Genomic DNA, 25,297 nt, shown 5'->3' on the forward strand with positions numbered 1-25,297 from the left:
CGATCATGCGAAGCGGCATGATCGGGATCGGCCTTACCGCTTGTAGTCGGCGCCGTCCCGGTCGATGCGCCGCAGCAGCGCCTCCCACTGCCGCACGCCGTATTCCGGCTGGTCGCGCAGGACGGAGAAGCGCTTGGCCGCGCGCTCGACGATGTGCGGCGCGATGAAGACCGGCTCCTCGTCCATGCTGCGGGCGATCATTTCCACCTCGCAGGCGCGCTCCAGCAGGTAGAGGCGGTTGAGGGTGGAGGGGATGGTCTTCCCGGCCGTCAGCAGGCCGTGGTTCAGCAGCACGAGGCAGCCGCCCTTCTTCGCGCTCTCGCCCAGCGCCTCGCATTCCTCGACCGAGGAGGGGATGCCGTATTCGTGGTAGACGACGTCGTCCAGCACATGCAGCGCGTCCTGGCTGATCGGGCGCAGGCCCTGGCGCAGCACCGAGACGCCGGCGCCGGCGCGGGTGTGCGAATGCATGATGCAGTTCACCTCCGGGCAGGCCTTGTAGACGCCGCTGTGGATGGTGAAGCCGGCCGAGTTGAACTTGGTGCCGCCGCCCAGGACGCGGCCTTCCATGTCCATCTTCACGAGGCTCGACGCCGTGATCTCGTCGAACATGTCGCCGTAGTTGTTGATGAGGAAGGTGCCCGGCTCGTCGGGCACGCGCACGGACATGTGCGTCTCGAGCAGGTCGGTCCAGCCCAGATGCTCCACGACGCGATAGAGGGCGGCGAGGTCGCAGCGGACCTTCCACTCGGCATCGCTCATGCTGGCGGGAGCGGGTTTGACGGCGGCGGACATTTTCTCATCCCGGGATCGTTTCGCGGGGGCCAGCTAAGACCTTTTGGGCTTTCGCGCCTAGGGGCATCGTGCGGCCCCTTCCCGCCGGGAGGCAACGCGGGGGGCGAGCCCCCCGCGCAGGAGCTCAGGGGAAGCTCACATCGGTCAGGTTGCAGGTGTTCACCTGGCGGCGCTCCTGGCTCCGGCCATTCGAATAGACCACGCGGATGTCGTTCACGCACTGGCCGGCCGGCAGCACGATCTCCAGGCTACGGCCCGGCTCCAGGACGTTGCGGCCCAGGCGGTCGCGGCCCCAGTTGTCGACCTGCGACGAGGACACATAGATCTCGTTGATGTCCACGTTGCCACGATTGCGAAGGCTGAAATCGGGGTTGTTGGACTGGGCGAGGGCCGGCATGGCCAGCACCGCGCCGAGACCGGCGAGGAGCGCGAAGCGAGAAACACTCATGAGAGATTTCCTTAAGTTCGACGCCCCTCATGGGCGCGAACGCGCGACGGATACGCGAATCATAACCGCTTCGCCAGGAGGATAGACCTAGGCCAAGGGGAATGCTTGCCCGCGCCAAGAAGAATAAACTCCTTGCAAATAAGAACAAAATAGGAACATATATCGCCTCCGCCTGGAGGTCTCCCCTTGCCCAGCTTCCTCGCCATCCCCCTTCGCATTCTTCTCATCGGCCTGTCCGGCGTCTCCATCCTCTTCTGCGCGCGCCTGGCGGGTCTCGGCCCCGGGCCGCTGCTGGAGGCGCCCGGCACGCTCGTCGCGCTGCTGATCTTCCTGGTCGGCCTCGGCTTCGCCGCCTTCCTCTGGTGGCTCGCGGCCCGCTGCTTCACCCTGCTGCGCGATCCTGCCACCACCCCCGAGCAGATGGCCGCCCTCCGCGACCTGCCGCTGGCCCTGCCCGAAGGCACGGTGCGTGCGCTGCTGGCGCTGATCGTCGGCATCGTCGGCCTGCCGCTGCTGCTCTTCAGCCAGAGCCTCGGACTCAACGACGCCATCGCGGGCTATGTGAACGGCATCATCGCGGGCGTCTTCGGCTTCTATTTCGGCGCCCGCTCCACCACGCCGGAGGCCCAGGCCGCCCGCCGCCTCGGCGATGCGCTGGAGGGGCAGCAGCGCGTGAGCGAGGCGCTCCAGGCCAGCGAGGCGGCCGCCCGCGAGGCCGCCACCCGGGCCACCCAGCCCTCGCGCCTCGCCGAGGCCATGGCCACGCTCGAGCGCCAGCTCGGTGTCGCGCGGCTGCTGGTGCAGCGGCTGGGCCCCGCCCTGCCGGCGGGCCTTCTTCCCGCCGAGGCCGAGACCTGGCTGGACCGGGCCGAGCAGGCGCTGGGCGCGGCGCGGGCGCTCGGCGGCCAGGCGGATCTCGCCGCGCTGCAATCCGCCACCGCCGCGCTGACCGGGCGGGACGGGCCGCTCGCCTCCGTCCTTCACGCGGCGGCGCCGCTCCTGCCGGCGACGGCCGCCGGGCCGCTCGGCGGCGTGGCGCTGCTGCTCGGCCTCGGCTGGAATCTGGGCTCCGCGGCCTGGCGGCGCTTCCGCGCACGGCTGCTCGACGCGCCCTACGACCCGGCCCTCTTCGAGCCCGGCACCGTCACCCCCGCTTCGGCCGAGCTCCGCCTCGCCGACGCACCGATCTTCGCCCGGCTCTTCACGCCGCGCCTGATCGAACCGGGCTTCCTGGCCGGCCTGCTCGACACCTGCCTGCGGGAGGACGCGGCCGATCGCCTCTGGGCGCGCTATCCCGGCTTCGCCAGCCCCGAGGAGGCGGCGCTGGGCCTCGCCGAATTCCGCCGCGCCCTGCTGGAGGAACGCGTGGAAGCCGACCTCGCGCCCGAACTGGTGGCCCGCATCGCGCAATCGCTGGAAGGGGCGGCCCCGGCGCTCCGCCCCGGCCCCACCGCGCGCCCTTCCCTCCCCGTCCCGGGCGACGAGACGGCACAGGCCGCGCTCCAGGCCCTGGCGCTGCTGCTGGGCGAGCTGCGCGAGAGCCATACGGACCCCGTTCCCCTGCTGGCGGAGCTGGCGCCATGAGGTCCGCCGCCCTGCTCCTTCTTCTCGCTGGTTGCGCATCGCTGGCGAGGGCGATCGACCCGCCCATCGCCCTGCTCGCGCGCTGGCAGACGGCGACGCCGGCCGAGATCGCCGCCGAGCCGGTGGCTTGCCCCGAAGGCCATCCCGCCTGTGCCCGGCTGCACGCACGGCATGGCGAGGCCTGCCTTTCCCTGGCCCTGGCCCGCCGCGCGCCCGGCGCCGCCTGCCCGGCCGAGGCCACGCATCTTCCCTGCGCCGCCGCTTCCTATGCCGCCGCGCGGGCGCTGGCCCCCGATCCGCGCCTGGCGGCCGGCGAGGCCCAGGCCCGCCTTTGCCTCGCCGAGCTCTCTCCACCCGCCATGGGCGCGGCCGAGGCGGCGCGGGCCGCGGTCGCCGCCGCGGCAGCCGGTTCGGCATTGCTCGGCGCGCGGGCGGCGCTGGTCGCCGCGCGTCCGGGCGCCGGCACCGATCTCCAGCGCTGCGCCGCCGCCCAGGCCGGGCTCGCCCTCGCGCCGCCGGCCTCGCGCGAGGCTGCCGATCTCGCTCGCCGCCTCGCCAGCATCCCCGCCTGCGGAGCCACGCCATGATCCTCGAGCGCCTGCTTGCCTTCCGCCTGCCGCTGGTCCGCGGTGAGGACGTCCGCCTCGCTCAGCTCGCGCTGACCCGCGCGGGCAGCCTGCGCGGCGACGCGGACGGCGTCTTCGGCCCCGTCACCCGCGACGCCGTCATTTCCTATCAGCGCCGAGAGCGCCTGGCCGCCGATGGCGTGATCGGGCCGCTCACCTGGGCGCGGCTCCTGGGCCAGCCCGCCCTGACCCGCGAGCGCCCCTGGCAGGAGGGGCTGCGGCCCTACCTCCCGGCCCTGCTGACAATGCACGGCGCGCCCCTGGGACCGGGCCGCCGCCGCTGGCGGCTGGCCCGCGCCGGCGTCGAAATCGAGGGCGAGGCCACCGCGCGGAAAAACCCCAGGCCCGAAGTCGCGGCGCGCTGCTGGGCCACCCATCGCGCCGCGCTGGAGGCGGCGGCCACCCGCTTCGCCGTGCCCGTCGAGCTCCTGCTCGCCTCGGCCTGCACGGAAAGCGCCGGCCGCGCCGATGCCGTGCGGGAGGAGCCCGGCTTCACCTCCGACGCCGCGACGCCGCACCGGGTCTCGACCGGGCTGATGCAGACCCTGATCTCCACGGCGCGCGAGGCGCTGTCCGACCCCTCGCTCGATCGCGCGCGGCTGCTGGACCCGGCGGTCTCGGCCCTGGCCGGCGCCGCCTATATCCGGCGCCAGGCACCAGGCATCACGCGCTTCGATCCGCCGCTGGTCGCCACGGCCTATAACGCCGGCAGCCTCCGCGCGGATCGCCAGGCCGACAATCCCTGGGGCCTGGTCCAGACGCGGCGCGGCAATGCCTGGCACGCCGACGTCTTCATCGCGCATCTGGGCGATGCCTATGCGCTCTTCGCGAGCGAACCGCCCGGTGCCGCCGTGCCGACCTTCCGGGACTGGCTGGCGTGAGCCCCTTGCTGCCGGCGCGCCGCCTCGCGAGGATGGGGGCCAAGGAGAATCCCATGCCCGTCACCATCCGCCCCGTCGCCCGCGAGGATTTCGACCAATGGCTGCCGCTCTGGCTCGGCTACAACGCCTTCTATGACCGCGAGGGCGAGACGGCGCTGGATCCCGCGATCACGCAGGCGACCTGGTCGCGCTTCTTCGACGGCTATGAGCCGGTCTTCGGCCTGGTTGCCGAGGAGAACGGCACGCTGCTCGGCATGACGAACTACATCTTCCACCGCAGCACGACCCTGCTCGGCCCGACCTGCTACCTGCAGGACCTTTTCACCACGCCCGCCGCACGCGGCAAGGGCGTCGGCCGCGCATTGATCCAGGGCGTGCACGACAGGGCGCGGGAGGCCGGCTGTGGCCGCGTCTACTGGCAAACGCACACGACCAACGCGGCCGGGCGCCTGCTCTACGACAAGGTGGCGCAGCACATGGGCTTCATCGTCTACACGAAGCCGATTTAGCGGAGCAGGCTTAAGGGGCGCCGCCCCTCAAACCCTCGGTAAGAACCTCATATTTTGCATCTCCATCGGCCAGTAGCTCTGGCCGGATAGGCTTCGGTTCCTCCCTTAAGCTCCCTGACGATCAGCGCCGGTTGGCAGATGGCCATCCATGGGGACCGACATCCTCAAGGCGGCCACCGCCAATCGCTCGCGCACCGCGGGAGCCGCCGGCATCACCATGTATCCAGTGGTCGTATTGCCCAGGATCAGCGATTCCTCCCTGGGACGAAGCCGCCAGCGCAGCGCGATCAGCAGGCATAAAACCGCGTCGAGGCGATCCTGATCCGCTTTTCTCGGCGCGTCCACGGACGCCGCGACGCGGCACCACTCCCCGATTTCATCGAATCCCATCGAAGCCGCCTCGCGCGCAGCCGCCTTCGCGACGCGCCTCCAATCCTCGATCCGAAATGTCCTGCGGGCAGGATTGTAGCGAGGGCCTCTGCGATATCCGAAGAAATCCGCATCCATCGCCGCCAATGAAATGGCGGGGAACACCTCCATGAGGTGCAGTCCGTCGGTGGCGATCCGTGCCAGTTCCGGATCTTCCATTGCCTTGAGCTGTCGGAGAAACCACCAGATCGGCGCGTCGTCGCAGAACATGCCGATGCGTCCGCGGTTGGACGGCTGCACCCCACCTCCCATCCAGCTGACGAGGGAGGCGGCAGCGCGTTCCACGGGCCGCATGCTCGTCAGATTCGGCACGACGGTGGGCTGGTCCAGGGCAACGAGGGTGGCCCCGGGCGACCGCACCTGCCGAATGAACTCCAAACCGCCGTCGAAGGACACGAGCCGAGGCGGATGAAACCGCACCGGACGCCCCTCCTCCAGGCTCACGGCGCAGATCGCACCCGGTGCCTTAGGGTTGTCCGTCCACGCTGAATCGAAGCCGATCAACGTATCGGAACGAGACCTCACCCATGCGCCTCGATCAGCGCCACCAGCCCCTCCATGATCTGCGTGGGCGAGGGCGGGCAGCCGGGGATCACGAGGTCGACCGGCAGCGCCGCCTCCACGCCGCCCAGCACGGCGTAGCTGCCCCGGAAGATGCCGCCATCCACCGCGCAGTCGCCCAGTGCCACCACCCACATCGGGTCCGGTGTCGCGGCGCGGGTGCGGAGCAGCGCCTCGGCCATGTTGCGCGTCAGCGGGCCGGTGACGAGCAGGATGTCGGCATGGCGCGGGCTGGCCACGAAGCGCAGGCCGAAGCGCTCCAGGTCATGCGCCACGTTCTGCAGCGCGTTGATCTCGAGCTCGCAGGCATTGCAGCTGCCCGCATCCACCTGGCGGATGGCAAGCGATCGGCCGAGACGCATCTGGGATGCCTCCTCCAGTCGGGCGCGCAGCTCGGCCACGATCTCGGGCGGGACGACGGGCGGCGGGTCGGTGACGGGGCGCGAGACGAGGCAGCGCGCGAGCTTCGGCCAAAGCATCAGCTCCCCCCTTCATCCGGGGTGAAGAAGACCAGCCGGTTATGGAACGGGTCGGTGACGGTGACGCTCTGCTCGCCCCAGGGCGCCTTCTCGAGGCCCGGCCGCGCAAAACGGTGGTTCTTCGCGAGGAGCTCCTGCTGCAAGGCCGCCGCGTCCGCCACCTGGATGCGGACCGCCGCCCCCGGACTTGCATCGCCGTGATGCTCGGAAAGGTGCAGCACCGCTCCCCCGCGCGAGACCTGCGCGTAGAGCGGCGCATTTTCCGAAAAGCGATGCTCCCAGTCCCAGGCGAAGCCGAGGAAGTCCAGGTAGAATTCGCGCGCCTTCGGGACATCGAAGATGCGGAGGATGGGCGTCACGGTCTGCGTCACAGGTCCACTCCGCTGTAGCTGCCGTTGATGCTTTTGTTGATCAACGGGAAGTCCGCGAGAATGTTGCCGATCACCGCGGCCTCCAGCAGCGGCCAGTGCAGCCAGGAGGGGTCGCGGAGATAGCAGGCCTCGATCAGGCCGCCATCGTCCAGCCGCATCCAGGCCAGGCATTCCCCCCGGAAGCCCTCGACGAGGGCGATGCCCTCGCCGCCCTTATGCGGCATGGGCGTGGTCAGCGCCTCGCCTGGCGGAAGGGCAGGCAACCACGCCTGGAGCAGCGCGATGGATTGCAGCGCCTCGGCATGGCGCTGGCGCCAGCGGGCATCCACGTCGGCGCCCGGCTGGGTGATCAGCTCGCCGGGCGGCAGCTCGCGCGAGAGCACGCGCGCGTCGAAGCCGCGCCCCGCCGCGCGGCCGACGACGCCGCCGGGCGCGAAGGCCTGGACGAGGCCGGCGCTCATCGTGCCGGTGCCCAGCACCCGGTCCTGCAGGCTTGCATGATCCTCGTAGTAGCGCAGCAGGACCGGCAGCTCCGCCGCGACGGCGCCGATCGCGCCGAGCAGGATCGCGACGCCGTCGGCCGTCAGCTCCTGCGCCACGCCGCCCGGCTGAAGCGCATCCATCATCAGCCGGTGCCCGAAGGCCAGCTGGTTGGCCCGCAGCAGCCCCTCGCGCAGCAGGCCCGCGCGCGCGTGGATCACGGCGAAGGCCGCGTCATTGGCGATGAAGCCGAGGTCGTTGAGATGGTTGTGCAGCCGCTCCAGCTCCAGCATCGCGGCGCGGATGGCCTGCGCCCGCAGCGGCACCTCCACCCCCAGCGCCGCCTCGGCCGCGCGGGCGAAGGCGAGCCCATGGGCGACCGTGCTGTCGCCTGAGAGCCGGGCGGCGAAACGGGCCGCCGCGCGCGGCGACTTCCCCTGGATGAGGCTCAGCAGGCCCTTGTGCAGATAACCCAGCCGCGTCTCCAGCCGGACGATGGTCTCGCCCTGGATATGGAAGCGGAAATGCCCGGGCTCGATGATGCCGGCATGGACGGGGCCGACGGGGACGATGTGGATCCCCTCGCCCTCCACCGGCAGGAATTCCATGGGATAGGGGTCCGGCTCGTGCCGCGGCGGCCGGCCGGAAAGCGGGCCCAGCAGCGGCCAGCGCCCGTGATCCAGCCAGGGGCGGTCGTCCGTGCCGCCCTCGGCGCCGAGGGCCCAGAGGTCGCGCATCGCGCGCTCGAACCAGGCGGCGGCGGGGCGAACGGGCGAAAGCGCGGGGAACCAGCCCTCCGGCGCGGCGACGGAGGCGAGGATCACCTCCATCCGCGCCTCGTCGAGGAAGGCGGCATGCGCCCGGCCCGGTTCGCCCCAGAAGGCCAGCAGCGCGAAGCCGGGCTCGGCCGCCAGGGCCTCGCGCAGCCGCAGCCAGCCCTCGGCGCTCAGCTCGTAGCGCGGCCAGGGGTGACAGCCGGCGGCGTGGCCGCTCTCGATGACGGCGCGCGGGCTCATGATAGGGACCTCGCGGCATCCAGCAGCAGCGCGGCCAACGGCGCGGGCAGGGCCAGCGCCAGCAGCGCGGCCAGGGCGAGATTGATCCAGAGCGGCACCAGCGTGGCGAGGCCCGCCCGCCCCGGCTCGGGCTCAGGGGTGGGCGCGCCGAAGCACAGGCGCTGCATGGCGCGCAGCAGCGCCGTCCCGGCCACGAGAAGCCCCAGGACGAGCAGCGGCAGCAGCCAGGGCTGCACACGACCGACCTCGGCCGCCAGCAGCACCTCGGAGGCGAAGAGGCTGAAGGGCGGCAGACCGGCCAGCGCCGCCATCGCCAGGACGAGGCCCCAGCCCAGCGCCGGATGATTGACCGTGAGGCCGCCGATCGTCCCGATGCCCTGGCCGCCCTTCAGCCGGGCCGCCCGGCCGATGGCGAAGAAGGCCGCGGGCTTCACCAGCGAATGCCCCCAGAGGTGCAGCAGCCCCGCCATGTGCCCCGGCACGCCGCCGATGCCGAAGGCGATGGCGACGATGCCCATATGCTCGATGCTGCTCCAGCCGAAGAGGCGCTTGGCGTCGCGCCGCCGCCAGAGAGAGAAGGCGGCCAGCAGCAGCGTCGCGAAGCCCAGCGCCAGCAGGAAGCCGCCGGGCGCGATGGCCCCCGGATGCGCGCCGACGATCGCCTTGCTGCGCAGGATCCCCAGCATGGCCGCGTTGAGCAGCAGGCCGGAAAGCACGGCGGCGATGGGCGTCGGGCCCTCGGCATGCGCATCGGGCAGCCAGGAATGCAGCGGCACGAGGCCCGCCTTGGTGCCGAAGCCCACCAGCAGGAAGACGAAGGCGAGGTTCAGCAGCCCCGGATCCGCCCGCGCCGCGACCGCGCGCAGCGCCCCGTAGGAGAGCTGCGCACCGCCCTCGAGCATGGGCTGCGCGGCCAGCGCCAGCACGATGATGCCGAAGAGCGCCAGCGCGATGCCCACGCCGCAGAGGATGAAGAACTTCCACGCGGCCTCGATGGCCGAGGGCGTGCGCGGCAGCGCCACCATCAGCACGCAGGCCAGCGTCCCGGCCTCGATCGCGACCCACATGACGCCGAGATTGTCGGACAGAAGCGCCAGGAAATGCGTCGCCATGAAGCCCTGGAAGGCGGCATGGAAATAGCGGGTGCGCCGCCGGTCGAAGCCCTCATGCGCGATGTCCTGCGCGGAGAAGATCGCGGTGCCGAGGCCCACCAGGGCCGCGACCAGCACCAGCGGCAGGTTCGTCGCATCCGGCCGCAGCAGCCCCTCGCCGCCCGGCCCGGCGGCCAGAAGCAGCAGCGCCAGCACCAGCGAGCCGGCGGAGGCCGCGATGTTCAGCCGGGCCGCCTGGGCCGGCAGCGCCGCCACCAGCAGGGCGGCCAGCACCGGCAGCAGCACCATGCCATCGGCGAGGGTCATGGCCCCTCCCCCCGGTGCGGATGGAGCATGTCGGTGTCCAGGCTGTCGAAGCGCTCCTGCAGGAGGCGGGCGAAGAAGCCGGCGATGACGATGATGACCAGAACGAGCCCGGCCGTGGAAAGCTCGATCACCAGCGGCATGCCGGTGACGCCGACCGCCGCCAGCACCAGCCCGTTCTCCAGCGTCATCAGCCCCGCCACCTGCCCCAGCGCGCTGCGGCGCGTGAGCATGGTCAGCATCCCCAGCAGCACGATGGAGAGCGCGATGGCCAGGTTCTCGCGCGCCAGGGCCTGGGCGCCGGTCGTGACCGGCAGGACGACGAGGATCGCGAGCGCGACCAGCATCACGCCGCCCAGCATGCTGAGGCCGATGCCGCGCGCCGGCTCGATGGCGCGGTCCGGCATCCGGCGCCGCATCAGGCGATGCAGGAAGACGGGGATCGCGATGCCCTTGGCCGCCAGCGCGATCATCCCGGTGACGTAGAGCTGCGGCGCGCCCTGGACGTAGCCCTGCCAGACGGCGGCGGCGGCCAGCAGCGTGCCCTGCAGCGCCAGCGCGTTCACCAGCGCGGCCGTGCGCCGCTGGTAGAGCAGCACGAAGGAGACGAGCAGCATGCCGCCGCCCAGCACATGCGCCATGTCGTAGGGGAGCTGGCCGAAGGTCATCGGGCCTCCGAGGGCCACGGGGCGCCAGGCCGGCCGCGCATCACGCCAGCCCCATGGAGAAGAAGATCAGCGCGGCCGCCAGCACGGCCAGCAGCAGCGCGCCGCCCAGGAAGTCCGGCACGCGGAAGACACGCATCTTGGCGATGGCGCTCTCGAAGAAGGCGAGGCCGAGCGCCAGCACGCCCATCTTCACGATCCACAGCGCCAGCCCGATGCCCCAGGCCAGCGGCCCGCCGCCCGCCGGCGCCGTGCCGAACGGAATGAAGATCGCGGCCAGCAGGGCGAACCACAGAGTCAGCTTCAACGCCGCCTGCATCTCCCAGACCGCGAGGTGCCGGCCCGAGGCCTCCAGCAGCATCGCCTCGTGCACCATGGTGAGCTCCAGATGCGTCGCGGGATTGTCCACCGGGATGCGCGCATTCTCCGCCAGCATCACCGCGATCAGCGACAAGGCGGCGAAGAGCAGCGAGATGCGCAGGCCGACCGCACCCTCCCGCAGCGTCGCGGCGATGGCGTCGAGGTTGGAGCCCCCGGCCAGCACGGCCAGGACCATGACGCAGACCAGCAGGGCGGGCTCGGCAAAGACCGCGAAGGTCATCTCGCGCGCCGCGCCCATGCCGCCGAAGGGCGTGCCGGCATCGTGCCCATTCAGGGCGAGGCAGACGCGCGCCAGGGCGAGCAGCCCGCCGATCAGCACGAGATCCGCCAGCGGCGCCAGCAGCATGCCCTGCGCGAAGCTCGGGATCAGGGCGGCGGCCAGCGCCGTGGCGCCGAGGGCGAGATAGGGCGTGGCCTGGGAGACCACGCTCGCCGTCTCGGCCATCACCGGGCGCTTGCGCAGCAGCTTCAGGATATCGCGCCAGGGCTGCAGGAGATGCGGCCCGCGCCGCCCCATCAGCCGCGCCTTCAGCCAGCGCACCACGCCGACCAGCACCGGCGCGACCGCCAGGATCAGCGCCACGTGCAGCAGCTGGGTGATGAGGCTGCCGAAGGCCTGGAGCATCAGCCGCGCTCCAGCCAGGCGACGAGGGACAGCAGGCCCAGCAGCGTGCCGAAGGCGATGCCGAGATAGGCGCGCAGGGTCAGGTTGCGCAGCCCCTCGGCCTCGCGGGAGAGGCGGCGCCGGGCGCGGGCCAAGGGACGCAACAGCTGCGCGACGCCCCGGTCCTCCGCCGTCACGCGCAGCGTCGCCGGCTGGGCCGAGCCCGGGGCGGCCGCGCCGTGCCGCTCATGGATCACCAGGGCGACGCCGCCCAGGCTGCGCCGGATGGGCTGGCCGAGGCCGGCGGCGCTGACCTGGCTGAGCGGGTCGCCGAAGGGCAGATGCGGCGGCGGTGCCATGAAGCCGCAGTCCCAGGCCGGCGCATGGACCGCCTCCAGCTTCGAGCGGCGTCGCACGGCGAAGACGAGGATGGTCACGGCGAGCGCCAGCAGGCCGGCCACCGCCCAGGGGGCGTAGCGCGTGCCGAGCTCACCCAGGGCAAGGTCGAAGCCCGCCACCGCGGGGCGGGCATTGGGGCCCAGCAGCACCTGGATCGCCCCGCCGGCCAGGGACAGCATGGGCGCCGCCAGCACGGCCAGCAGCGCGCTCGCCACCGCCGGGATCAGGAGGGAGGCGCGCATCAGCCCGGTCGCGTCCTGGGCGCCGGCGGCCATGGGGGTGCGGGGCCGCCCGAGGAAGACGAGGCCGACGAAGCGCACCATCGCCGCCGCCGCCAGCCCCACGGCCATGCCCGTCACCGCCAGGGCTGCGGCCGCGACGAGCTGGACCGACATCTCCGCCACCCGGAAGCCCTGGATCAGCGATTGCAGCAGCAGCCACTCGCTCGCGAAGCCAGAGAAGGGCGGCAGCGCGGCGGCCGAGGCAGCGCCGAACATGGCGCAGCCCGCCACCCAGGGCATGCGATGGATCAGGCCGCCCAGCCGGTCGGGGTCGCGGCTGCCGGCGAGGCCGACCACCGCCCCGGCGCAGAGGAAGAGCAGCGCCTTGAAGCCGGCATGGTTCAGCGCATGCAGCAGCACCGCCGCCAGCGCCAGCGCGGCCAGCGGCCGCAGGTCGGCACCCCGGAAGAGCAGCGCGAGGCCGAGCCCCACCGCCATCAGCCCCATATTCTCGAGCGTGGAGCAGGCCAGGGCCGCCTTGATGTCCTGTTCGAGATTGGCGCGCAGCGCGCCGAGCAGCGCCGTCGCCCCCCCCACCGCGACCAGCGGCAGGCCCCACCAGAGCGGCTGGGCCGGACCCGCGAGGTCCAGCAGCATCCGCAGCATGACGTAGAGCGCGACCTTCACCATGGCGCCCGACATGAGCGCCGAGACCGGCGTCGCGGCGGCGGGATGCGCCCGCGGCAGCCAGACGTGGAAGGGCACGAGCCCGGCCTTGGAGCCGGCGCCGAGCAGCACGAAGACCAGCACCGCGCCCGCCTGCCAGCCCTCGGGCGGCGTCGCGCGGATGGCGGCGAAGCCCAGCCCCGCCGGCGCCAGCAGCGCGAAGCCCGCGATCAGGCAGAGGCCGGAGAAGAGCGCGAAGCCGAGATAGAGTCCCGCCGTCCGCCGGCCCGGGCCGCGCGGATGCCGCGCCGCGATCAGGCCCCAGGAGGCGAGGGACATCACCTCGAAGCCCAGCAGCATCGAAAATCCATCGGCCGCGACCAGCGCCGCGGCCATGCCGGCCAGGAAGAGCGGGAAGGCCGCGCCTTCCGCCCGCGGCGGCGGGGACGAGGCGGCGGCGAAGAGCGAGGCCGGGACGCCGACCAGCGCCAGGATCAGCAGGAACCAGGCCGAAAGCGCATCGACCGCGACCAGCGCGGGCGCCCAGGGCGGCCCGAAGGGCAGCGGCGTGGGCGGCACCTCCCCGCCCAGCAGGGCCGAGGCGCCGACGAGGCCCATCGCGCCCATCGCCACGGCGCAACCGAGGAAGGCGATCCGGGGCGCCCGCCCCGTGCCGCCCAGGACTGCGAGGACCAGAAGCGCCAGGAAGGCAAGGCCGAGCAGCGTCAGCACCCGCCCGGTCCCCGGCCCTCAGCGTCGATTCGCGTCCCCATGTCAGGGAGTTTAGGCGTCCCCGACGCCAGGGGCGAGGTCGAGGCACTGGACATTCGCCAAATCATCTTTACGGAACGAAAAAGGGAGATGTCATCGGACCGCACCGCCGGACCGCCCATCGCGCCGCGTTCTGGAGGGTCATCGGGGATGAAGCTGCTTCTCGCCTTCAGCCGGGGCGTGGACTGGATGAACGAGAAGTTCGGCCGGGTCGCCGACTGGTGCGTTCTGCTGGCCTGCGCGGTCAGCGCCGGCAACGCCTTCAGCCGCTACGGCTTCAACCTCTCCTCCAACGCCTGGCTCGAGGTGCAGTGGTACCTCTTCGCCGCCGTGGTCATGCTCGGCGCCAGCTACACCCTGTACCGGAACGAGCATGTGCGCGTGGACCTGGTCTTCGGCTCGCTGGGCGAGCGAGGGCGCCTCTACGTGGATATCTTCGGCCTCGTCTTCTTCCTGCTGCCCGGCATGATGCTGCTGGCCTGGATGACCTGGCCCTACTTTCTCGACTCCCTCCTGCGCGGCGAGACCTCTCCGGCACCGGGGGGGATGCTGCGATGGCCCGCCAAGCTGCTGATGCCCCTCGGCTTCTTCCTGCTCGTGCTGCAGGGGCTCTCCGAGCTGGTGAAGCGCGTCGCGTTGCTGCGCGGGCAGCCCGGGCAGGTCGACATCGTCACCGACTATCACCGGCCCGAGCAATAACGCCATGACCCTCGATCTGATGCCGCCGCTGATGTTCGGCGGCCTGGTGGTCTTCCTGCTGATCGGCTTCCCGGTCGCCTTCAGCCTTTCGGCGGTGGGGCTGTTCTTCGGCTTCCTCTCGATCGAGCTGGGCTTCTTCAACACCGCCTATCTGGGAAATCTCCCGCTGCGGATCTTCGGCATCCTGTCGAACGACCTGCTGCTCTCCATCCCCTTCTTCACGCTCATGGGCGCGATCCTGGAGCGCTGCGGCCTGGCGGAGGACCTGCTCGAGGGCACGGGTCAGCTCTTCGGGAAGATCCCCGGCGGCCTGGCCTATGCCGTCATCCTGGTGGGCGCCGTGCTGGGCGCCATCACCGGCACGGTCGCGGCCTCGGTCATCGCCATGGGCATGATCTCCCTGCCGATCATGATCCGCTACGGCTACGACACCCGGATCGCCACGGGCGTGATCGCAGCCTCGGGCACCATCACCCAGGTCATCCCGCCCTCGCTGGTGCTGATCATCCTGGGCGATCAGCTCGGGCGCTCGGTCGGCGACATGTATGCCGGCGCCATCGGCGTCTCGGTGCTGCAGATCCTGATCTTCATGGCCTTCATCGCGGGCGTGGCGATCTTCGCGCCCCACAAGGTCCCGCCGCTGCCGCCCGAGGCGCTGGTCCCGCGCGGCTGGCCGCTCTACTGGCGGGTGCTGAAGGGCATGGTGCCCTCGATCGTGCTCATCCTGCTGGTGCTGGGCACCATCTTCATGGGCCTCGCGACGCCGACCGAGGCCGGCGCGATGGGCACCGCGGGCGCCGTGGTCCTGGCCATGATGAATGGCCGCTTCACCTGGAAGCTGATGCGCGAGGCGATGGGCAACACCATGCGCCTGACCAGCATGGTGATCTTCATCCTGATCGGCGCCACGGTGTTCAGCCTGGTGTTCCAGGGCGTCGACGGCTCGCATTGGGTCGAACACCTGCTGAGCCACCTGCCCGGCGGGCAGGTCGGCTTCCTGATCTTCGTGAACGTCTTCGTCTTCCTCCTGGCCTTCTTCCTCGATTTCTTCGAGATCGCCTTCATCATCATCCCGCTGCTCGCCCCGGTGGCGACCAAGCTGGACATCGACCTCGTCTGGTTCGGCGTGCTGCTCTGCATCAACCTGCAGACGAGCTTCATGCACCCGCCCTTCGGCTTCGCGCTCTTCTACCTGCGCAGCATCGCGCCGAAGTCGCTGCCCACGAAGGACATCTACCTCGGCGCGATCCCGTGGCTGTTCCTGCAGCTGCTGCTGGTGGCCATCGTGATCTTCTGGCCGCAGAGCGTGACCTACTTCGTGCACCGCGAGTCCGGGGTGGACCCGGCCAGCGTCACCATCGAGGTCCCTCCCTCGCCGCCGCAGGACGAGGATGCGATGCCGGTGTTCAGGTAGCCCCGGACGCCGACCGCTAAAGCATCGCCAGCGAGCGCTTGCGCCGCGGCGGCGGGAAGGCGGCATCCAGCGCCGCGTGTTCTTCCGCCGTCAGCACGATCTCGCGCGCCGCCGCGTTCAGCCGCACATGCTCGGGCCGCGTCGCCTTGGGGATGCTGATCACGCCCGGCTTCGAAAGCGTCCAGGCCAGGGCGATCTGCGCCGGGGTCACCCCACGCGCCTTCGCCAGCCGCACGAGCTCCGGGTGCCGCAGCAGCGCGCCGCCCTGCCCGACCGGGGAATAGGCCATCACCGGCATGCCCTGGTCGGCGCAGAAGGGCAGCAGGTCGAATTCCGGCCCGCGATGCTCGAGGTTCAGCAGCACCTGATCGGTGGCGCAGTCGGCCAGCGCCGGGCCCAGCTCCTCCAGATCGTCCACGTCGAGGTTGGAGACGCCCCAGCGCAAAATTTTTCCCGCGCTGCGCATCCGTTCCATGGCCTCGACCGTCTCTTCCAGAGGAACGGAGCCGCGCCAATGAAGGAGGTAGAGATCTATCGTTTCAGTTTGGAGGCGCTTCAGGCTGCGCTCGCAGGCCTGCGGCAGGCCGCGGCGCGAGGCATTGTGCGGATAGACCTTGGAGACGAGGAAAACCTTGTCGCGCTGACCCGCAATGGCCTCCGCCACCACTTCTTCCGCGCCCCCCTCGCCGTACATCTCGGCGGTGTCGACCAGCGTCAGGCCGAGCTCGATGCCCAGCCGCAGGGCGGCGGCCTCGGCCTTCCGGTCGCTGCCCCGCTCGCCCATATGCCAGGTCCCCTGGCCGAGGGCGGGGACCTCAGTGCCGTCGGGCCATCTCACAAGTGACATCGTCGTTCCTCCAGCCGGCTGGTAGACTAGCGCCCATGAGCAAGCTTGCCACCTTCCTCGCCCCGCCCCTGCTTTCCACGACCCTGCTGGCGGGCGCCGCCCTGGCCCAGCCCTCCGTCGAGGAGATCGGCAGCTGGCGCCTCAGCTGCGCGACGGACCGCATGACCGACCGCAGCGCCTGCACCCTCGCCCATCGCGACTGGGTGGAGCGGCCGACCGTCGGCGCCGGCCTGGCGCTCGAGATCCAGGATCGCGGCGGCAAGCTGGTGCCGGTGGTGACGGCACGCGACCTCTCGCTGGACAGCGCCTCGCGCGCCGTGCTGGCCGTCGCGGGCTCAGCCCAGCTGCGTTTCGACCGCAACGAGATGATGGAGCTCCCCTGCGGGCTGGAAGGCCGCAACCTCGTCTGCGCACCCCGCCGCGCCGATGTCGAGCGCGCCGCGCAGGAGCTTCCCTCCGCCGGGCGGGCGCTGGTCCGCATGGCGGGCCTCGGCAGCAGCACGACGGCGGCGACCGAACCGGCCGAGCTGCGCCTCGCCGGCACGGCCAATGCCCTCGCCCGCCTGCGCACGATGCAGCCCGCGGGCTCCGCCCCGCCGCCGGCCGAGCCGGGCCTCGGCCTGCGCGACATCTTCGACCGCCTGCAAAGCCTCGTGAGATGAGCGACACCGCCGCCCTGCTGGTCCGCATTGCCGGCGGCGACCGGGCGGCGCTGCATGCGCTCTACAAGGCGCAGTCGGTGCGCCTCTTCGGGATCGCCATGGCGATCCTGCGCGATCGCGACCAGGCGGCGGACGCGCTTCATGACGGCTTCCTCAACATCGCGCGGCGCGCCGCCTCCTTCGACGCCGCCATGGGCGCGCCCGAGGCCTGGACGGGCGCCGTCATCCGGCACGCGGCGCTGGACATCGCCCGCCGCCGGGGCCGCGAGATGCCGACCGACGACGCGACGCTCGGCGACCGGCCGGTCGAGGCGACGCAGCTCAGCGCCATCGCCGATGGCGAGGAGGGCGCGCGGCTGCGCTCCTGCCTCGAGCAGCTGCCCGAGAAGAATCGCCGCGGGATCCTCCTGGCCTTCGTGGACGGGCTGTCGCATCCGCAGATCGCGGCGCGGCTCGAACTGCCGCTCGGCACCGTGAAGGCCTGGATCCGCCGCGGTCTGCTCAGCCTCAGGGAGTGCCTGGCATGACCCCGGAGGAACGCGACGCGCTGGCCGGCGAATATGTGCTGGGCACGCTGGAGGCCCGGGAAGCGGCCGAGCTGCGCGCGCGAATGGAGACCGATGCCGAGCTGGCCGCCGCCGTCGCGGCCTGGGAGCAGCGCCTCGCGCCCCTGCTCACCCTGGCGCCGCCGGAAGCGCCGCCGCCCGAGCTCTGGGCGCGGATCGAGCGCGGCCTGGGCCTGGCCCTGGCCCCGGCCACCGCACGCCCCCGCTGGCGCTTCCCCTGGCCCGCGCTGGGCCTCGGCGCCAGCGCGGTGGCGGCCGGGCTCGCCGCCTTCATCCTGCTGCGCCCCGCGCCCCAGGCCCCGCTGATGACAGTGCTGCTGACCAGCAGCGACCAGCCCGCCTGGCTCGTCGAGGCGGCGGGCGACACCATTCGCCTCGCCGCGCTCAACCGGCGCGCGGTCGAGCCCGGGCGCGTCGCCCAGCTCTGGGCGCTGCCCCAGGGCGCGACGGCACCGACCTCGCTGGGCCTCGTGCCCGAGGCCGGGCGCTTCAGCGTGACGCCCACGACGCTCCGCCCCTCGCCCGGCATGCTGATCGAGATCACGCTGGAGCCGCCGGGCGGCTCGCCCACGGGCCGCCCCACCGGGCCCATCCTGTTCATCGGGCGGCTCAGCGAGGCCGGCGGGAGCTGAACTTCCGCCGCGTCGACATCAAAAGAAAAGAATCGCAGGCTTCGCTGCATCCATCCGGCAGCGCGCTCCGTAACGCAGGCAGCGAGGCGATCACGCCGCGCGACAACGGAGACGAATCGCCATGAAGCATCCCCTTCGCCTCGCGCTGCTCGGCACGGTCGCCCTGCTCGCCTCGACCGCCGCCCAGGCCGCCACGCTGATCGGCCTGACCGGCGACAACAAGCTCATCCGCATCGACAGCGAGACGCGCCGCGCGAGCCCCGCCACCGCCATCACCGGCACGAATGGCCGGGTGGTCGGCATCGACCAGCGCCCGCAGGATGGCCGCCTCTACGGCATCACCAGCCAGGGCCAGATCGTCACCATCGATGCCCAGTCCGGCCGCGCGACGCAGGTGAGCCAGCTGAACGTGCCCTTCCAGGCTGCCGGCCACGCCATCTTCGACTTCAACCCGGTGGCGAACCGCGTGCGCATCATCGGCATGGACGGCCAGAACCTGCGCGTGAACGTCGAGACGGGCGAGGCGGTGACCGACGGCCGCCTCAAGAACGCCGAGGGCAGCCCCGCCGCCGCGCAGATGCCCCGCGTCACGGCCGGCGCCTATACCAACAGCATGGCGGGCGCGACCGCGACGATGCTGCTGACCATCGACACCTCGACCCGCAGCCTCAACGTCCAGAATCCGCCCAATGACGGCGTGCAGAGCCCCCGCGCGCCCCTTTCCGCCCAGGTGCCGGCGAATGTCGCCTTCGACATCCTGAGCGACGGCACGAGCAACCAGGGCTTCGTGATGGCGGGCGCGACCCTGCATTCGCTGGACCTCGCCAGCGGCGCACTGACCCCGCGCGGCACGGTGACCCTGCCGCGCGGCACGAGCGTGATCGACATCGCCGCGATGCGGTGAAGAAGCGCGCCCCCGCGCGTTGACCAGGACTGCCGCGCCTGATGCCCCGGCTCCTCCCCGGGGCCTCTCCGGCGCGGGCGCGCGGGGGAAAGCGCCGCCGCCATTCGGGCTCCCCTGGATGGCGGCGTGCGCGTCTCCGGGCCCGCACCTCATGATTTCGGGGCCCGATGCTTCGGCCGCCGCCGAAACTGCGGCCGGGATTTTCCCGGCAAAGGGCGCTCCCACAACGAAGGAGCCTCCCCATGAAGCGCGAAGTCATCCGCGTCGAACCGCTGTCGACCTTCCTGGACCGGCGCCAGGCGCCTGTATCGGTGGTGGTGCGCGGCGCGAGCTATGTCCATGTCTCGGGCCTGCCGCCCTTCGACCTCGCCACGGGCGAAATCGCCGAGGTCCCCATCGAGCGTCAGACGGAGCTCGTGCTCGAGCAGATGAAGCTCTGCCTCGAAACGGCGGGCACCTCGATGGAGAACGTGCTGAAGTGCAACGTCTATTGCACGACGCCGGAGAAGTTCGGCGCGGTCAACGCGATCTATGCGCGCTACTTCCCGAAGGACCCGCCCGCGCGGATCTTCATCACCGTGCCCTCCTGGTTCGGGCCTTTCGACATCGAGATGGACTGCATCGCCGCCATCTAGAGCATTTTCCGTTCGCAAGGGCTTCACGGTAAACGCTCTACCCTTTGTTTTTCGAGCATCTTTACCCGACCAGATGATTCCATCTGATCGGGTGATGCTCTAGGCCGCGGCGGCAGGACGCGCGATGCTCGCCTCCTGTCGGGAAGGGGAATGTCATGCGGGTTCTGGTGCTGGGCGCGGGCGCGCTGGGGGGATATTTCGGGGGCCGCCTGGCCGAGGCCGGTGGCGACGTCACCTTCCTCGTGCGTCCCGGGCGCGCCGCGGCCCTGGCGAAGGACGGGCTGGCGATCGAGAGCCAGTTCGGCAACGCCAAGCTCGCCGTGAAGACGATCCAGGCCGCCAAGTTGCAGCCCGGCTGGGACGTGATCCTGCTGAGCAACAAGGCCTACGACCTGGACGACGCCATCTCCACCATCCGGCCCGGCGTGGATGGCCGCACCGCCATCCTGCCCGTGCTGAACGGCCTCTCGCACATCGACACGCTGAAGCGTGCATTCGGCGTCGAGCGCGTGCTGGGCGGCCTCTGCAAGATCCAGGCGACGCTGACGCCGGCGGGCGTGGTGAAGCAGCTCAACGACTGGCGCTGGCTCACCTTCGGTGAGCTGGACGGCGCGATGAGCCCGCGCGTGCAGGCGCTGGAAGCCGCCTATGCCAAGGCGATCGGCGTCGAGGCCAAGGCGGTGCCGAACATCAACCAGCGCCTGTGGGAGAAGCTCGTGCACCTCGGCACCAGCGCTGTCGGCACCGTGCTGATGCGCGCCAATGTCGGCGAGATCGTGCGCGCCGGCGGCTCACCCCTGCTGATCAGCCTGCTGGAGCGCAACGCCGCCATCGCCGCGCATCACGGCCATCCGATGCCCGAGGCCTTCATGGCCGAGTACCGCGCGCTCTTCAGCGACGGCACGAGCGCCTATGCCACCTCGATGCTGCGCGACGTGGAGGCGGGCAACCGCATCGAGGGCGAGCATATCCTGGGCTTCCTCGCCGAAGCGGCGAAGCGCGCGGGCGTGGAGACGGCGATCCATGAGATGGCCGCGCTGCAGGCCCGCGCCTACGAGCAGCGGCGCGCGGCCGGGCGCCTGCCCCACGGCTGAGCCGTTCAGTTGCGGGCGCGCTCCACCAGCGCCCGCAGCTTCTCCACCTGCACCTTGCCTAGCGCCGTCTTGGGCAGCTCGGCCACGCGGATCACGCCGCGCGGGTGCTTGAAGCGCGCGAGCTTGCGCTCGAAATGCGCGGCCATCGCCACCTCGTCGAACTCCGCCGTCGCGACGACGACCGCCACCGGCACCTCGCCCCAGCGCGGGTCCGGCCGGCCGAGCACGGCACAGTCGCAGAGGCCCGGGACCTCGCGCAGCACGCGCTCCAGCTCGGCCGGGTAGATGTTCTCGCCGCCCGAGATGATCACGCGCTTCAGCCGGTCGGTGAACCAGAAGCGCCCCTCGGAATCCTGCTGCCCGGCATCGCCGGTGCGGAACCAGCCGTCGCGCAGCACCTCTGCCGTCTCGGCCTCGCGCTGCCAGTAGCCGGACATGACGTTGGGGCCGCGGATCTCGATCTCGCCCGCCGCGCCGATCCGCGCCTCGCAGAGCGGCGCCGCCCGGCCGATGGAGCCCGGCGCCGCCAACGCCTCCGCACGGGTCTGCGCAATGGCGATGGGGCAGGTCTCGGTCATGCCGTAGACCTGCTGGACCGGGATGCCGCGCTGGTGAAACGCCTCGATCAGGGCGGTCGGCACCTCCGAGGAGCCCGCGCCGATGGCGCGCAGCGAGGAAAGGTCCGCGCCCACCCAGCGCGGATGGCCCACCAGCGCCGCCATCACCGCCGGCACCAACAGCGTCAGGCTGGGTCGAAGCGCTTCCACCGCGTCGAAGAAGGCATCGGGCTCGAATTTCGGCAGCAGCGTCACGCGCGCGCCAGCCAGCAGCGCCGGCACCGTCTCGATGTTGAGGCCGCCGACATGGAAGAGCGGCAGCACCGTCAGCACGTGATCCGTGGGTGTGAGCTCGAAGAGGCGCCTGGCATTCTCGGCATTGGCGCGCAGCGCGGCGGCGGAGAGCATCGCGCCCTTGGGCCGGCCCGTGGTACCGGAAGTATAGCCGATCAGCAGCGCCTCGCAGCGCGCCGCCGACGGCGCAGGGCGCGGCACGACGGCGCCGCTCTCCGGCCCCTGGCGCACCAGCCGCAACCCGGCGTCAGCGGCGATCCATTGCAGCTCCTCGGCCGCCAGCCGCCAGTTCAGCGGCACGAGCGTGAGGCCCAGATGCTCGCAGGCAAAGAGCGTCGCCAGCATCGCGGGATCGTTCAGGCCGATCCAGCCGATGCGGTCGCCCCTTTCGGCTCCGGCCTGCCGCAACGCCTGCTCTTCGGCGACGATCTGGGGCTGCAGGGCGGAAAGACAAAAGCTCATCGAGGGGCGTCGCCCCTCGAGCACCCCAGCAAGAACCTCAGGTTCTTGCATCTCCGGCCACGAGGCGCCTTCAATCAACTTCGCCCTTCTCGTAGAGGGCGTCGCGGCCGACGCGGTCGATGCAGAGCTCGGCCGTCCAGGGCAGCATCAGCGAGCCGCAGCGGCTGTCGCGATAGATGCGCTCCAACGGCAGCGACTTCAGCATCGCCTGGCCGCCGCAGGTGCGCACCGCCTTGGCGGCGATGGCATTGGCGTTCTCCATCACCGTGTTCTGCGCCGCCAGCGCGCGGAGCATCTGCTCCTTCGAGGGATCGGGACCCGCCTCGCTGACCGCCTGGAACCAGAGCGCCTTGGTCTGCTCCAGCATCACGCGCATCTCCGCAACGGCGATCTGCTTCGTCGGGTACATGCGGCGCTTCACGGGTGGCGTACCCGGCTGCTCACCGCGCAGGTAGCGCACGCAGAAATCATACGCCGCCTGGGCGAGGCCCATGTAGGTGGGCGTCAGCGTCATGAACATGTGCGGCCAGCGGCTCGCCGCCTGGAAGTAGAGGCCAGGCGGCATGAGCGCGGCCTCGGTCGGCACGAAGACATCGCGGAAGATCAGGTTGCGGCTGACGGTGCCGCGCATGCCCAGCGGATCCCACTCACCCTCGACGCTCACGCCCGGCGCGTCCTTCGGGATGGCGAGATACAGCGTGTCGCGCCGCGAGAGCCGTTCCTCGCCATGCACCTCGGTGCAGAGGATGCCGTAATAGTCGGCGTGCCCCGATAGCGAGGCGAAGATCTTCTTGCCGTTGATGCGGAAGCCGCCTTCGACGGGCGTCGCCGTCGTGCCGAAAGCGACGGTGCCCGCCGCCGCGGCACCGCCCTCGGAGAAGGGCTGCGAGAAGATCGCGCCGCGCTCCAGGATATTCGCGTAATGCCCCGCCCGGCGCTCGAGATGCAGCGCACGCGTGGCGGCGTCCATCTCCAGGTCGTCGATCAGCAGCCCGCTCCAGAGCGTGCTGCAGACATGCATGTTCCAGGTCAGCGCGGTGGCGCCGCAGTAGCGGCCGAACTCCGCGGCGGCGAGGCAATAGGCCCGAAAGTCGGCGCCCATGCCGCCCTCCCCGATCGGCACGCAGATGCCGAGCCAGCCTTCCTTGCGCATGTCGTCGTAATTGTCGGTGGGAAAGCTCGCCTCGCGGTCCCAGCGGGCGGCGCGCGGCGCCAGCACGCGCGCGCCGAACTCCCGCGCCCGGGCCGTCAGCTCCGCCTCGAAAGGCGAGAGGCGAAAGCCGCGCGGATCGAAGATGGGCGCGTCCGGCACCGGCGCGGAAGGGCCGCCCATGCCTCAGGCCTCCGCCAGGAACCCGCGCACCGCGGCGTGGAACGCATCCGGCGCCTCCAGCGGCAGCAGGTGGCCGACGCCGGGGATCACGGTCAGCCGCGCCGCCGGCATGGCATCGGCCATGCGCTGCATGCCGCGCGGCGGCGCCGTCGTGTCAGATTCGCCGCCCAGGAGCAGGCTTCGCTGCATGATGTTCGGCAGGTCGGCACGGCGATCGAAGGTCGTGAGCATCGCCAGCGTGGTGCGATAGGCGCCCTCATCCACGGTCGACATGGCGGCCGTCGCGGCGGGAAGCGCGCCGGGGTCGGCGTCGGGCCCCAGCATGGCGGGAACCACCATCCGCGCCACGCCGGCCATGCCGATCCCCTCGTCCAGCGGCTTCTGGCGCGCGGCGAGGAAGCCTTCGCGGAAGGCCGGGTCGCGGCTGCCGAAGGCCGGCGAGCTCGCGACGATCACCAGGCGCCGCACCAGCTCCGGATGGCGCACCGCCATCTCCAGCGCGACCATGCCGCCCAGCGAATGCCCGACGATGTCGGCCTGTCCGATCCCGCGCGAGGTCAGCAGCGCGGCCGCCGCATCGGCCACGGCGGCGAAGTTGTCCAGCGCCGGCGAGGCGCCGTCATAGCCCGGCATGTCCATCGCGATCACGTGGTGGTCGACGCCCAGCGCCTCGACCGTCGGCTGCCAGATGCTCGCCCTGCCGCCGATGCCGTGCAGCAGCAGCACGGTCCTTCCCTCACCCGCCTCGATGGTCACAGCAGCACTCCCTCGCGGACCACCGCCTCGCCGTCGAGGGTGATCGTGGTGTTGAAGATGGGGATGTCGAAATGCCCCTCGGTGAAGCGATTCGCGAATTCGTTCGCGCCGGTGGAGAAGAGGAAGTTGCCGGCGACGGCGCGCAGCTCGGTGCCGTTGGTGTCCTCGCGGTCGTAGAAGGCCAGCGCCTCGTAGCGCGCGCGCCGGTTGAGCCCCCAGCCGACATGCGAGACGGCATAGGCCGCGCGGTCGCCCCATGACTCGAGGTACCGGCGCATCATCTCGGCATCCGCGCCTGATCCCTCAATCCGGGTGATGTGGTCGTCCTCGATGGTGAGCGCGATGGGGCGCTCGATGTATCGCTTGAAGGTCAGGTTCACGTCGCCGGCATCCAGGACGAGGCGCCCCCGCACGCTTCCGGCGCGCGGGAAGCTCACCACGATGCCGCCGGGCCAATGCGCCATGGTGCCCGGCCGGTCGGTCCAGCCCCAGACGCCGACGGTGGGCGCGCCCTCCATCGTGACGTGCAGGTCGGTGCCGGCGGCGGAGGCGACGTGCATGCTTTTCGCCGCCCGCGCCCGCTTCACCGCGGCCTTCGCGGCCGATTCGTCCTCGTCGACGGGGACCAGGCGCTCCAGCGCGTCGGGATGCTCGTTGCTTACCATCAGCACCCGGCTGCCGGCGCCGAGGATCTGCTTGAGCTCGGGCGCATGCAGCAGCCCCTCCACCGTCAGGTCGACGATGAAGGTCGAGGCCGCCAGCCCCGCCAGCACCGCCGGATGACCCGCGATGGCGCGCGACGCGCCGGTCGAGCGCACCGGGACGGGGGCGGTCTGCCGCGGCGTCGGCAGGGTGCAGCGGTAGTAGCGGGCGCCGAGCCGGGCCAGCGCGGCTTCCGCGAGCGCGATGTTCAGCGGGCGGGAGCGGCTTTCGGCCAACAGGCAGACGGCCTCCCCCGGTGCCACGCGGCAGCGGCGGAACACCGACTCGAAGGCCTCGATCCACGAAGCTTCCAAATGAAGGATGGTCAAAAACGGCCTCCGGTTCGGACCCTGGATATCGCATGAGGTTTCATGCGTCGACGATCCGTAATTCCCCTTAATTGCATGCCAACGAACGTGACCATCAATCTCCCGAACGA

General features: G+C 71.3%; 27 protein-coding genes. 12 read left to right on the top strand and 15 right to left on the bottom strand.

Annotated features, from left to right (window positions below; genetic code table 11):
* Positions 1–33: 33 nt before the first annotated feature.
* Both KHU32_RS00815 and KHU32_RS00820 read right to left on the bottom strand, forming a co-directional pair.
* Positions 34–795 carry a class II aldolase/adducin family protein gene (locus KHU32_RS00815; protein ID WP_213668156.1) on the bottom strand — a complete coding sequence of 254 codons (762 nt, stop codon included), beginning with the start codon at positions 793–795 and terminating at the stop codon, positions 34–36.
* 124 nt (positions 796–919) lie between these two features.
* Entirely contained in the window at positions 920–1,243 is a 324-nt protein-coding gene (locus tag KHU32_RS00820) for a hypothetical protein (protein ID WP_213668157.1), read from the bottom strand.
* Between the two features lie 186 nt (positions 1,244–1,429).
* On the opposite strand from KHU32_RS00820, the gene KHU32_RS00825 reads away from it, so the two are divergent.
* From KHU32_RS00825 to KHU32_RS00840, 4 genes are read left to right on the top strand one after another with little or no spacing between them, the layout of a single operon-like run.
* On the top strand, positions 1,430–2,827 hold the full coding sequence (locus tag KHU32_RS00825; protein ID WP_213668158.1) for a hypothetical protein: 1,398 nt from the start codon (positions 1,430–1,432) through the stop codon (positions 2,825–2,827).
* Positions 2,824–3,414 carry a hypothetical protein gene (locus KHU32_RS00830; protein WP_213668159.1) on the top strand — a complete coding sequence of 197 codons (591 nt, stop codon included), beginning with the start codon at positions 2,824–2,826 and terminating at the stop codon, positions 3,412–3,414. Before KHU32_RS00825 ends, KHU32_RS00830 begins: the two co-directional genes overlap by 4 nt.
* A complete protein-coding gene (locus tag KHU32_RS00835; RefSeq protein ID WP_213668160.1) occupies positions 3,411–4,334 on the top strand; it encodes a peptidoglycan-binding protein in 924 nt (307 codons plus the stop codon). The genes KHU32_RS00830 and KHU32_RS00835 overlap by 4 nt, the downstream gene beginning before the upstream one ends.
* A gap of 53 nt (positions 4,335–4,387) precedes the next feature.
* Positions 4,388–4,843, top strand: coding sequence for a GNAT family N-acetyltransferase (locus tag KHU32_RS00840; RefSeq protein WP_213668161.1), 456 nt, complete (start codon positions 4,388–4,390; stop codon positions 4,841–4,843).
* Between the two features lie 105 nt (positions 4,844–4,948).
* On the opposite strand, the gene KHU32_RS00845 is transcribed toward KHU32_RS00840, so the two are convergent.
* The 8 genes from KHU32_RS00845 to KHU32_RS00880 are packed head-to-tail and all read right to left on the bottom strand — an operon-like array spanning position 4,949 to position 13,262.
* A complete protein-coding gene (locus KHU32_RS00845) occupies positions 4,949–5,797 on the bottom strand; it encodes a DUF429 domain-containing protein (protein ID WP_347265486.1) in 849 nt (282 codons plus the stop codon).
* A complete protein-coding gene (locus KHU32_RS00850) occupies positions 5,794–6,312 on the bottom strand; it encodes an NADH-quinone oxidoreductase subunit B family protein (protein WP_213668163.1) in 519 nt (172 codons plus the stop codon). Before KHU32_RS00850 ends, KHU32_RS00845 begins: the two co-directional genes overlap by 4 nt.
* The gene (locus KHU32_RS00855; protein ID WP_347265487.1) at positions 6,312–6,683 is read right to left on the bottom strand and encodes a glyoxalase superfamily protein; all 372 of its coding nucleotides are present in this window, start codon (positions 6,681–6,683) and stop codon (positions 6,312–6,314) included. Before KHU32_RS00855 ends, KHU32_RS00850 begins: the two co-directional genes overlap by 1 nt.
* Positions 6,680–8,179, bottom strand: a complete 1,500-nt coding sequence (locus tag KHU32_RS00860) for a hydrogenase large subunit (RefSeq protein ID WP_213668164.1) — start codon at positions 8,177–8,179, stop codon at positions 6,680–6,682. Before KHU32_RS00860 ends, KHU32_RS00855 begins: the two co-directional genes overlap by 4 nt.
* The gene (locus KHU32_RS00865; RefSeq protein WP_213668165.1) at positions 8,176–9,597 is read right to left on the bottom strand and encodes a proton-conducting transporter transmembrane domain-containing protein; all 1,422 of its coding nucleotides are present in this window, start codon (positions 9,595–9,597) and stop codon (positions 8,176–8,178) included. The genes KHU32_RS00860 and KHU32_RS00865 overlap by 4 nt, the downstream gene beginning before the upstream one ends.
* Positions 9,594–10,262 carry a hydrogenase-4 component E gene (locus KHU32_RS00870; protein WP_213668166.1) on the bottom strand — a complete coding sequence of 223 codons (669 nt, stop codon included), beginning with the start codon at positions 10,260–10,262 and terminating at the stop codon, positions 9,594–9,596. Before KHU32_RS00870 ends, KHU32_RS00865 begins: the two co-directional genes overlap by 4 nt.
* Positions 10,263–10,302: 40 nt before the next feature.
* Positions 10,303–11,265 (bottom strand): respiratory chain complex I subunit 1 family protein, encoded by a 963-nt coding sequence (locus tag KHU32_RS00875; RefSeq protein WP_213668167.1) that lies wholly within the window; start codon positions 11,263–11,265, stop codon positions 10,303–10,305.
* Positions 11,265–13,262 (bottom strand): proton-conducting transporter transmembrane domain-containing protein, encoded by a 1,998-nt coding sequence (locus KHU32_RS00880; RefSeq protein WP_213668168.1) that lies wholly within the window; start codon positions 13,260–13,262, stop codon positions 11,265–11,267. The genes KHU32_RS00875 and KHU32_RS00880 overlap by 1 nt, the downstream gene beginning before the upstream one ends.
* Positions 13,263–13,451: 189 nt before the next feature.
* Between KHU32_RS00880 and KHU32_RS00885 the strand changes: the two genes are divergently transcribed.
* Together KHU32_RS00885 and KHU32_RS00890 are read left to right on the top strand one after the other, a co-directional pair.
* A complete protein-coding gene (locus KHU32_RS00885) occupies positions 13,452–14,000 on the top strand; it encodes a TRAP transporter small permease subunit (RefSeq protein WP_213668169.1) in 549 nt (182 codons plus the stop codon).
* A 4-nt stretch (positions 14,001–14,004) separates the two neighbouring features.
* Positions 14,005–15,414 (top strand): TRAP transporter large permease, encoded by a 1,410-nt coding sequence (locus KHU32_RS00890; RefSeq protein ID WP_213668170.1) that lies wholly within the window; start codon positions 14,005–14,007, stop codon positions 15,412–15,414.
* A 16-nt stretch (positions 15,415–15,430) separates the two neighbouring features.
* Here the strand turns inward: KHU32_RS00890 and KHU32_RS00895 are convergent, their stop codons facing one another.
* Positions 15,431–16,261 (bottom strand): aldo/keto reductase, encoded by an 831-nt coding sequence (locus tag KHU32_RS00895; RefSeq protein ID WP_213668171.1) that lies wholly within the window; start codon positions 16,259–16,261, stop codon positions 15,431–15,433.
* 35 nt (positions 16,262–16,296) lie between these two features.
* On the opposite strand from KHU32_RS00895, the gene KHU32_RS00900 reads away from it, so the two are divergent.
* The 6 genes from KHU32_RS00900 (at position 16,297) to KHU32_RS00925 (ending at position 20,754) form a co-directional block, all read left to right on the top strand.
* Positions 16,297–16,923, top strand: coding sequence for a hypothetical protein (locus KHU32_RS00900; RefSeq protein WP_213668172.1), 627 nt, complete (start codon positions 16,297–16,299; stop codon positions 16,921–16,923).
* Positions 16,920–17,450 carry a sigma-70 family RNA polymerase sigma factor gene (locus KHU32_RS00905; protein ID WP_213668173.1) on the top strand — a complete coding sequence of 177 codons (531 nt, stop codon included), beginning with the start codon at positions 16,920–16,922 and terminating at the stop codon, positions 17,448–17,450. The genes KHU32_RS00900 and KHU32_RS00905 overlap by 4 nt, the downstream gene beginning before the upstream one ends.
* Entirely contained in the window at positions 17,447–18,121 is a 675-nt protein-coding gene (locus tag KHU32_RS00910) for an anti-sigma factor (protein ID WP_213668174.1), read from the top strand. Before KHU32_RS00905 ends, KHU32_RS00910 begins: the two co-directional genes overlap by 4 nt.
* Positions 18,122–18,242: 121 nt before the next feature.
* Positions 18,243–19,025 carry a DUF4394 domain-containing protein gene (locus tag KHU32_RS00915; protein ID WP_213668175.1) on the top strand — a complete coding sequence of 261 codons (783 nt, stop codon included), beginning with the start codon at positions 18,243–18,245 and terminating at the stop codon, positions 19,023–19,025.
* Positions 19,026–19,267: 242 nt separating this feature from the next.
* Entirely contained in the window at positions 19,268–19,660 is a 393-nt protein-coding gene (locus KHU32_RS00920; RefSeq protein ID WP_213668176.1) for a RidA family protein, read from the top strand.
* 155 nt (positions 19,661–19,815) lie between these two features.
* Positions 19,816–20,754 (top strand): ketopantoate reductase family protein, encoded by a 939-nt coding sequence (locus KHU32_RS00925; protein WP_213668177.1) that lies wholly within the window; start codon positions 19,816–19,818, stop codon positions 20,752–20,754.
* A 5-nt stretch (positions 20,755–20,759) separates the two neighbouring features.
* Here the strand turns inward: KHU32_RS00925 and KHU32_RS00930 are convergent, their stop codons facing one another.
* From KHU32_RS00930 to KHU32_RS00945, 4 genes are all read right to left on the bottom strand, one after another.
* Positions 20,760–22,067: a class I adenylate-forming enzyme family protein gene (locus KHU32_RS00930; protein ID WP_213668178.1), complete on the bottom strand. Its 1,308-nt coding sequence runs from the start codon at positions 22,065–22,067 to the stop codon at positions 20,760–20,762.
* Positions 22,068–22,137: 70 nt separating this feature from the next.
* A complete protein-coding gene (locus KHU32_RS00935) occupies positions 22,138–23,400 on the bottom strand; it encodes an acyl-CoA dehydrogenase family protein (protein WP_213668179.1) in 1,263 nt (420 codons plus the stop codon).
* 3 nt (positions 23,401–23,403) lie between these two features.
* Positions 23,404–24,156, bottom strand: a complete 753-nt coding sequence (locus KHU32_RS00940) for an alpha/beta fold hydrolase (RefSeq protein WP_213668180.1) — start codon at positions 24,154–24,156, stop codon at positions 23,404–23,406.
* Positions 24,153–25,187 carry a M29 family metallopeptidase gene (locus KHU32_RS00945; protein WP_213668181.1) on the bottom strand — a complete coding sequence of 345 codons (1,035 nt, stop codon included), beginning with the start codon at positions 25,185–25,187 and terminating at the stop codon, positions 24,153–24,155. Before KHU32_RS00945 ends, KHU32_RS00940 begins: the two co-directional genes overlap by 4 nt.
* Positions 25,188–25,297 lie beyond the last annotated feature (110 nt).

The organism is Roseococcus pinisoli (genome assembly GCF_018413645.1).
Taxonomy (GTDB): domain Bacteria; phylum Pseudomonadota; class Alphaproteobacteria; order Acetobacterales; family Acetobacteraceae; genus Roseococcus; species Roseococcus pinisoli.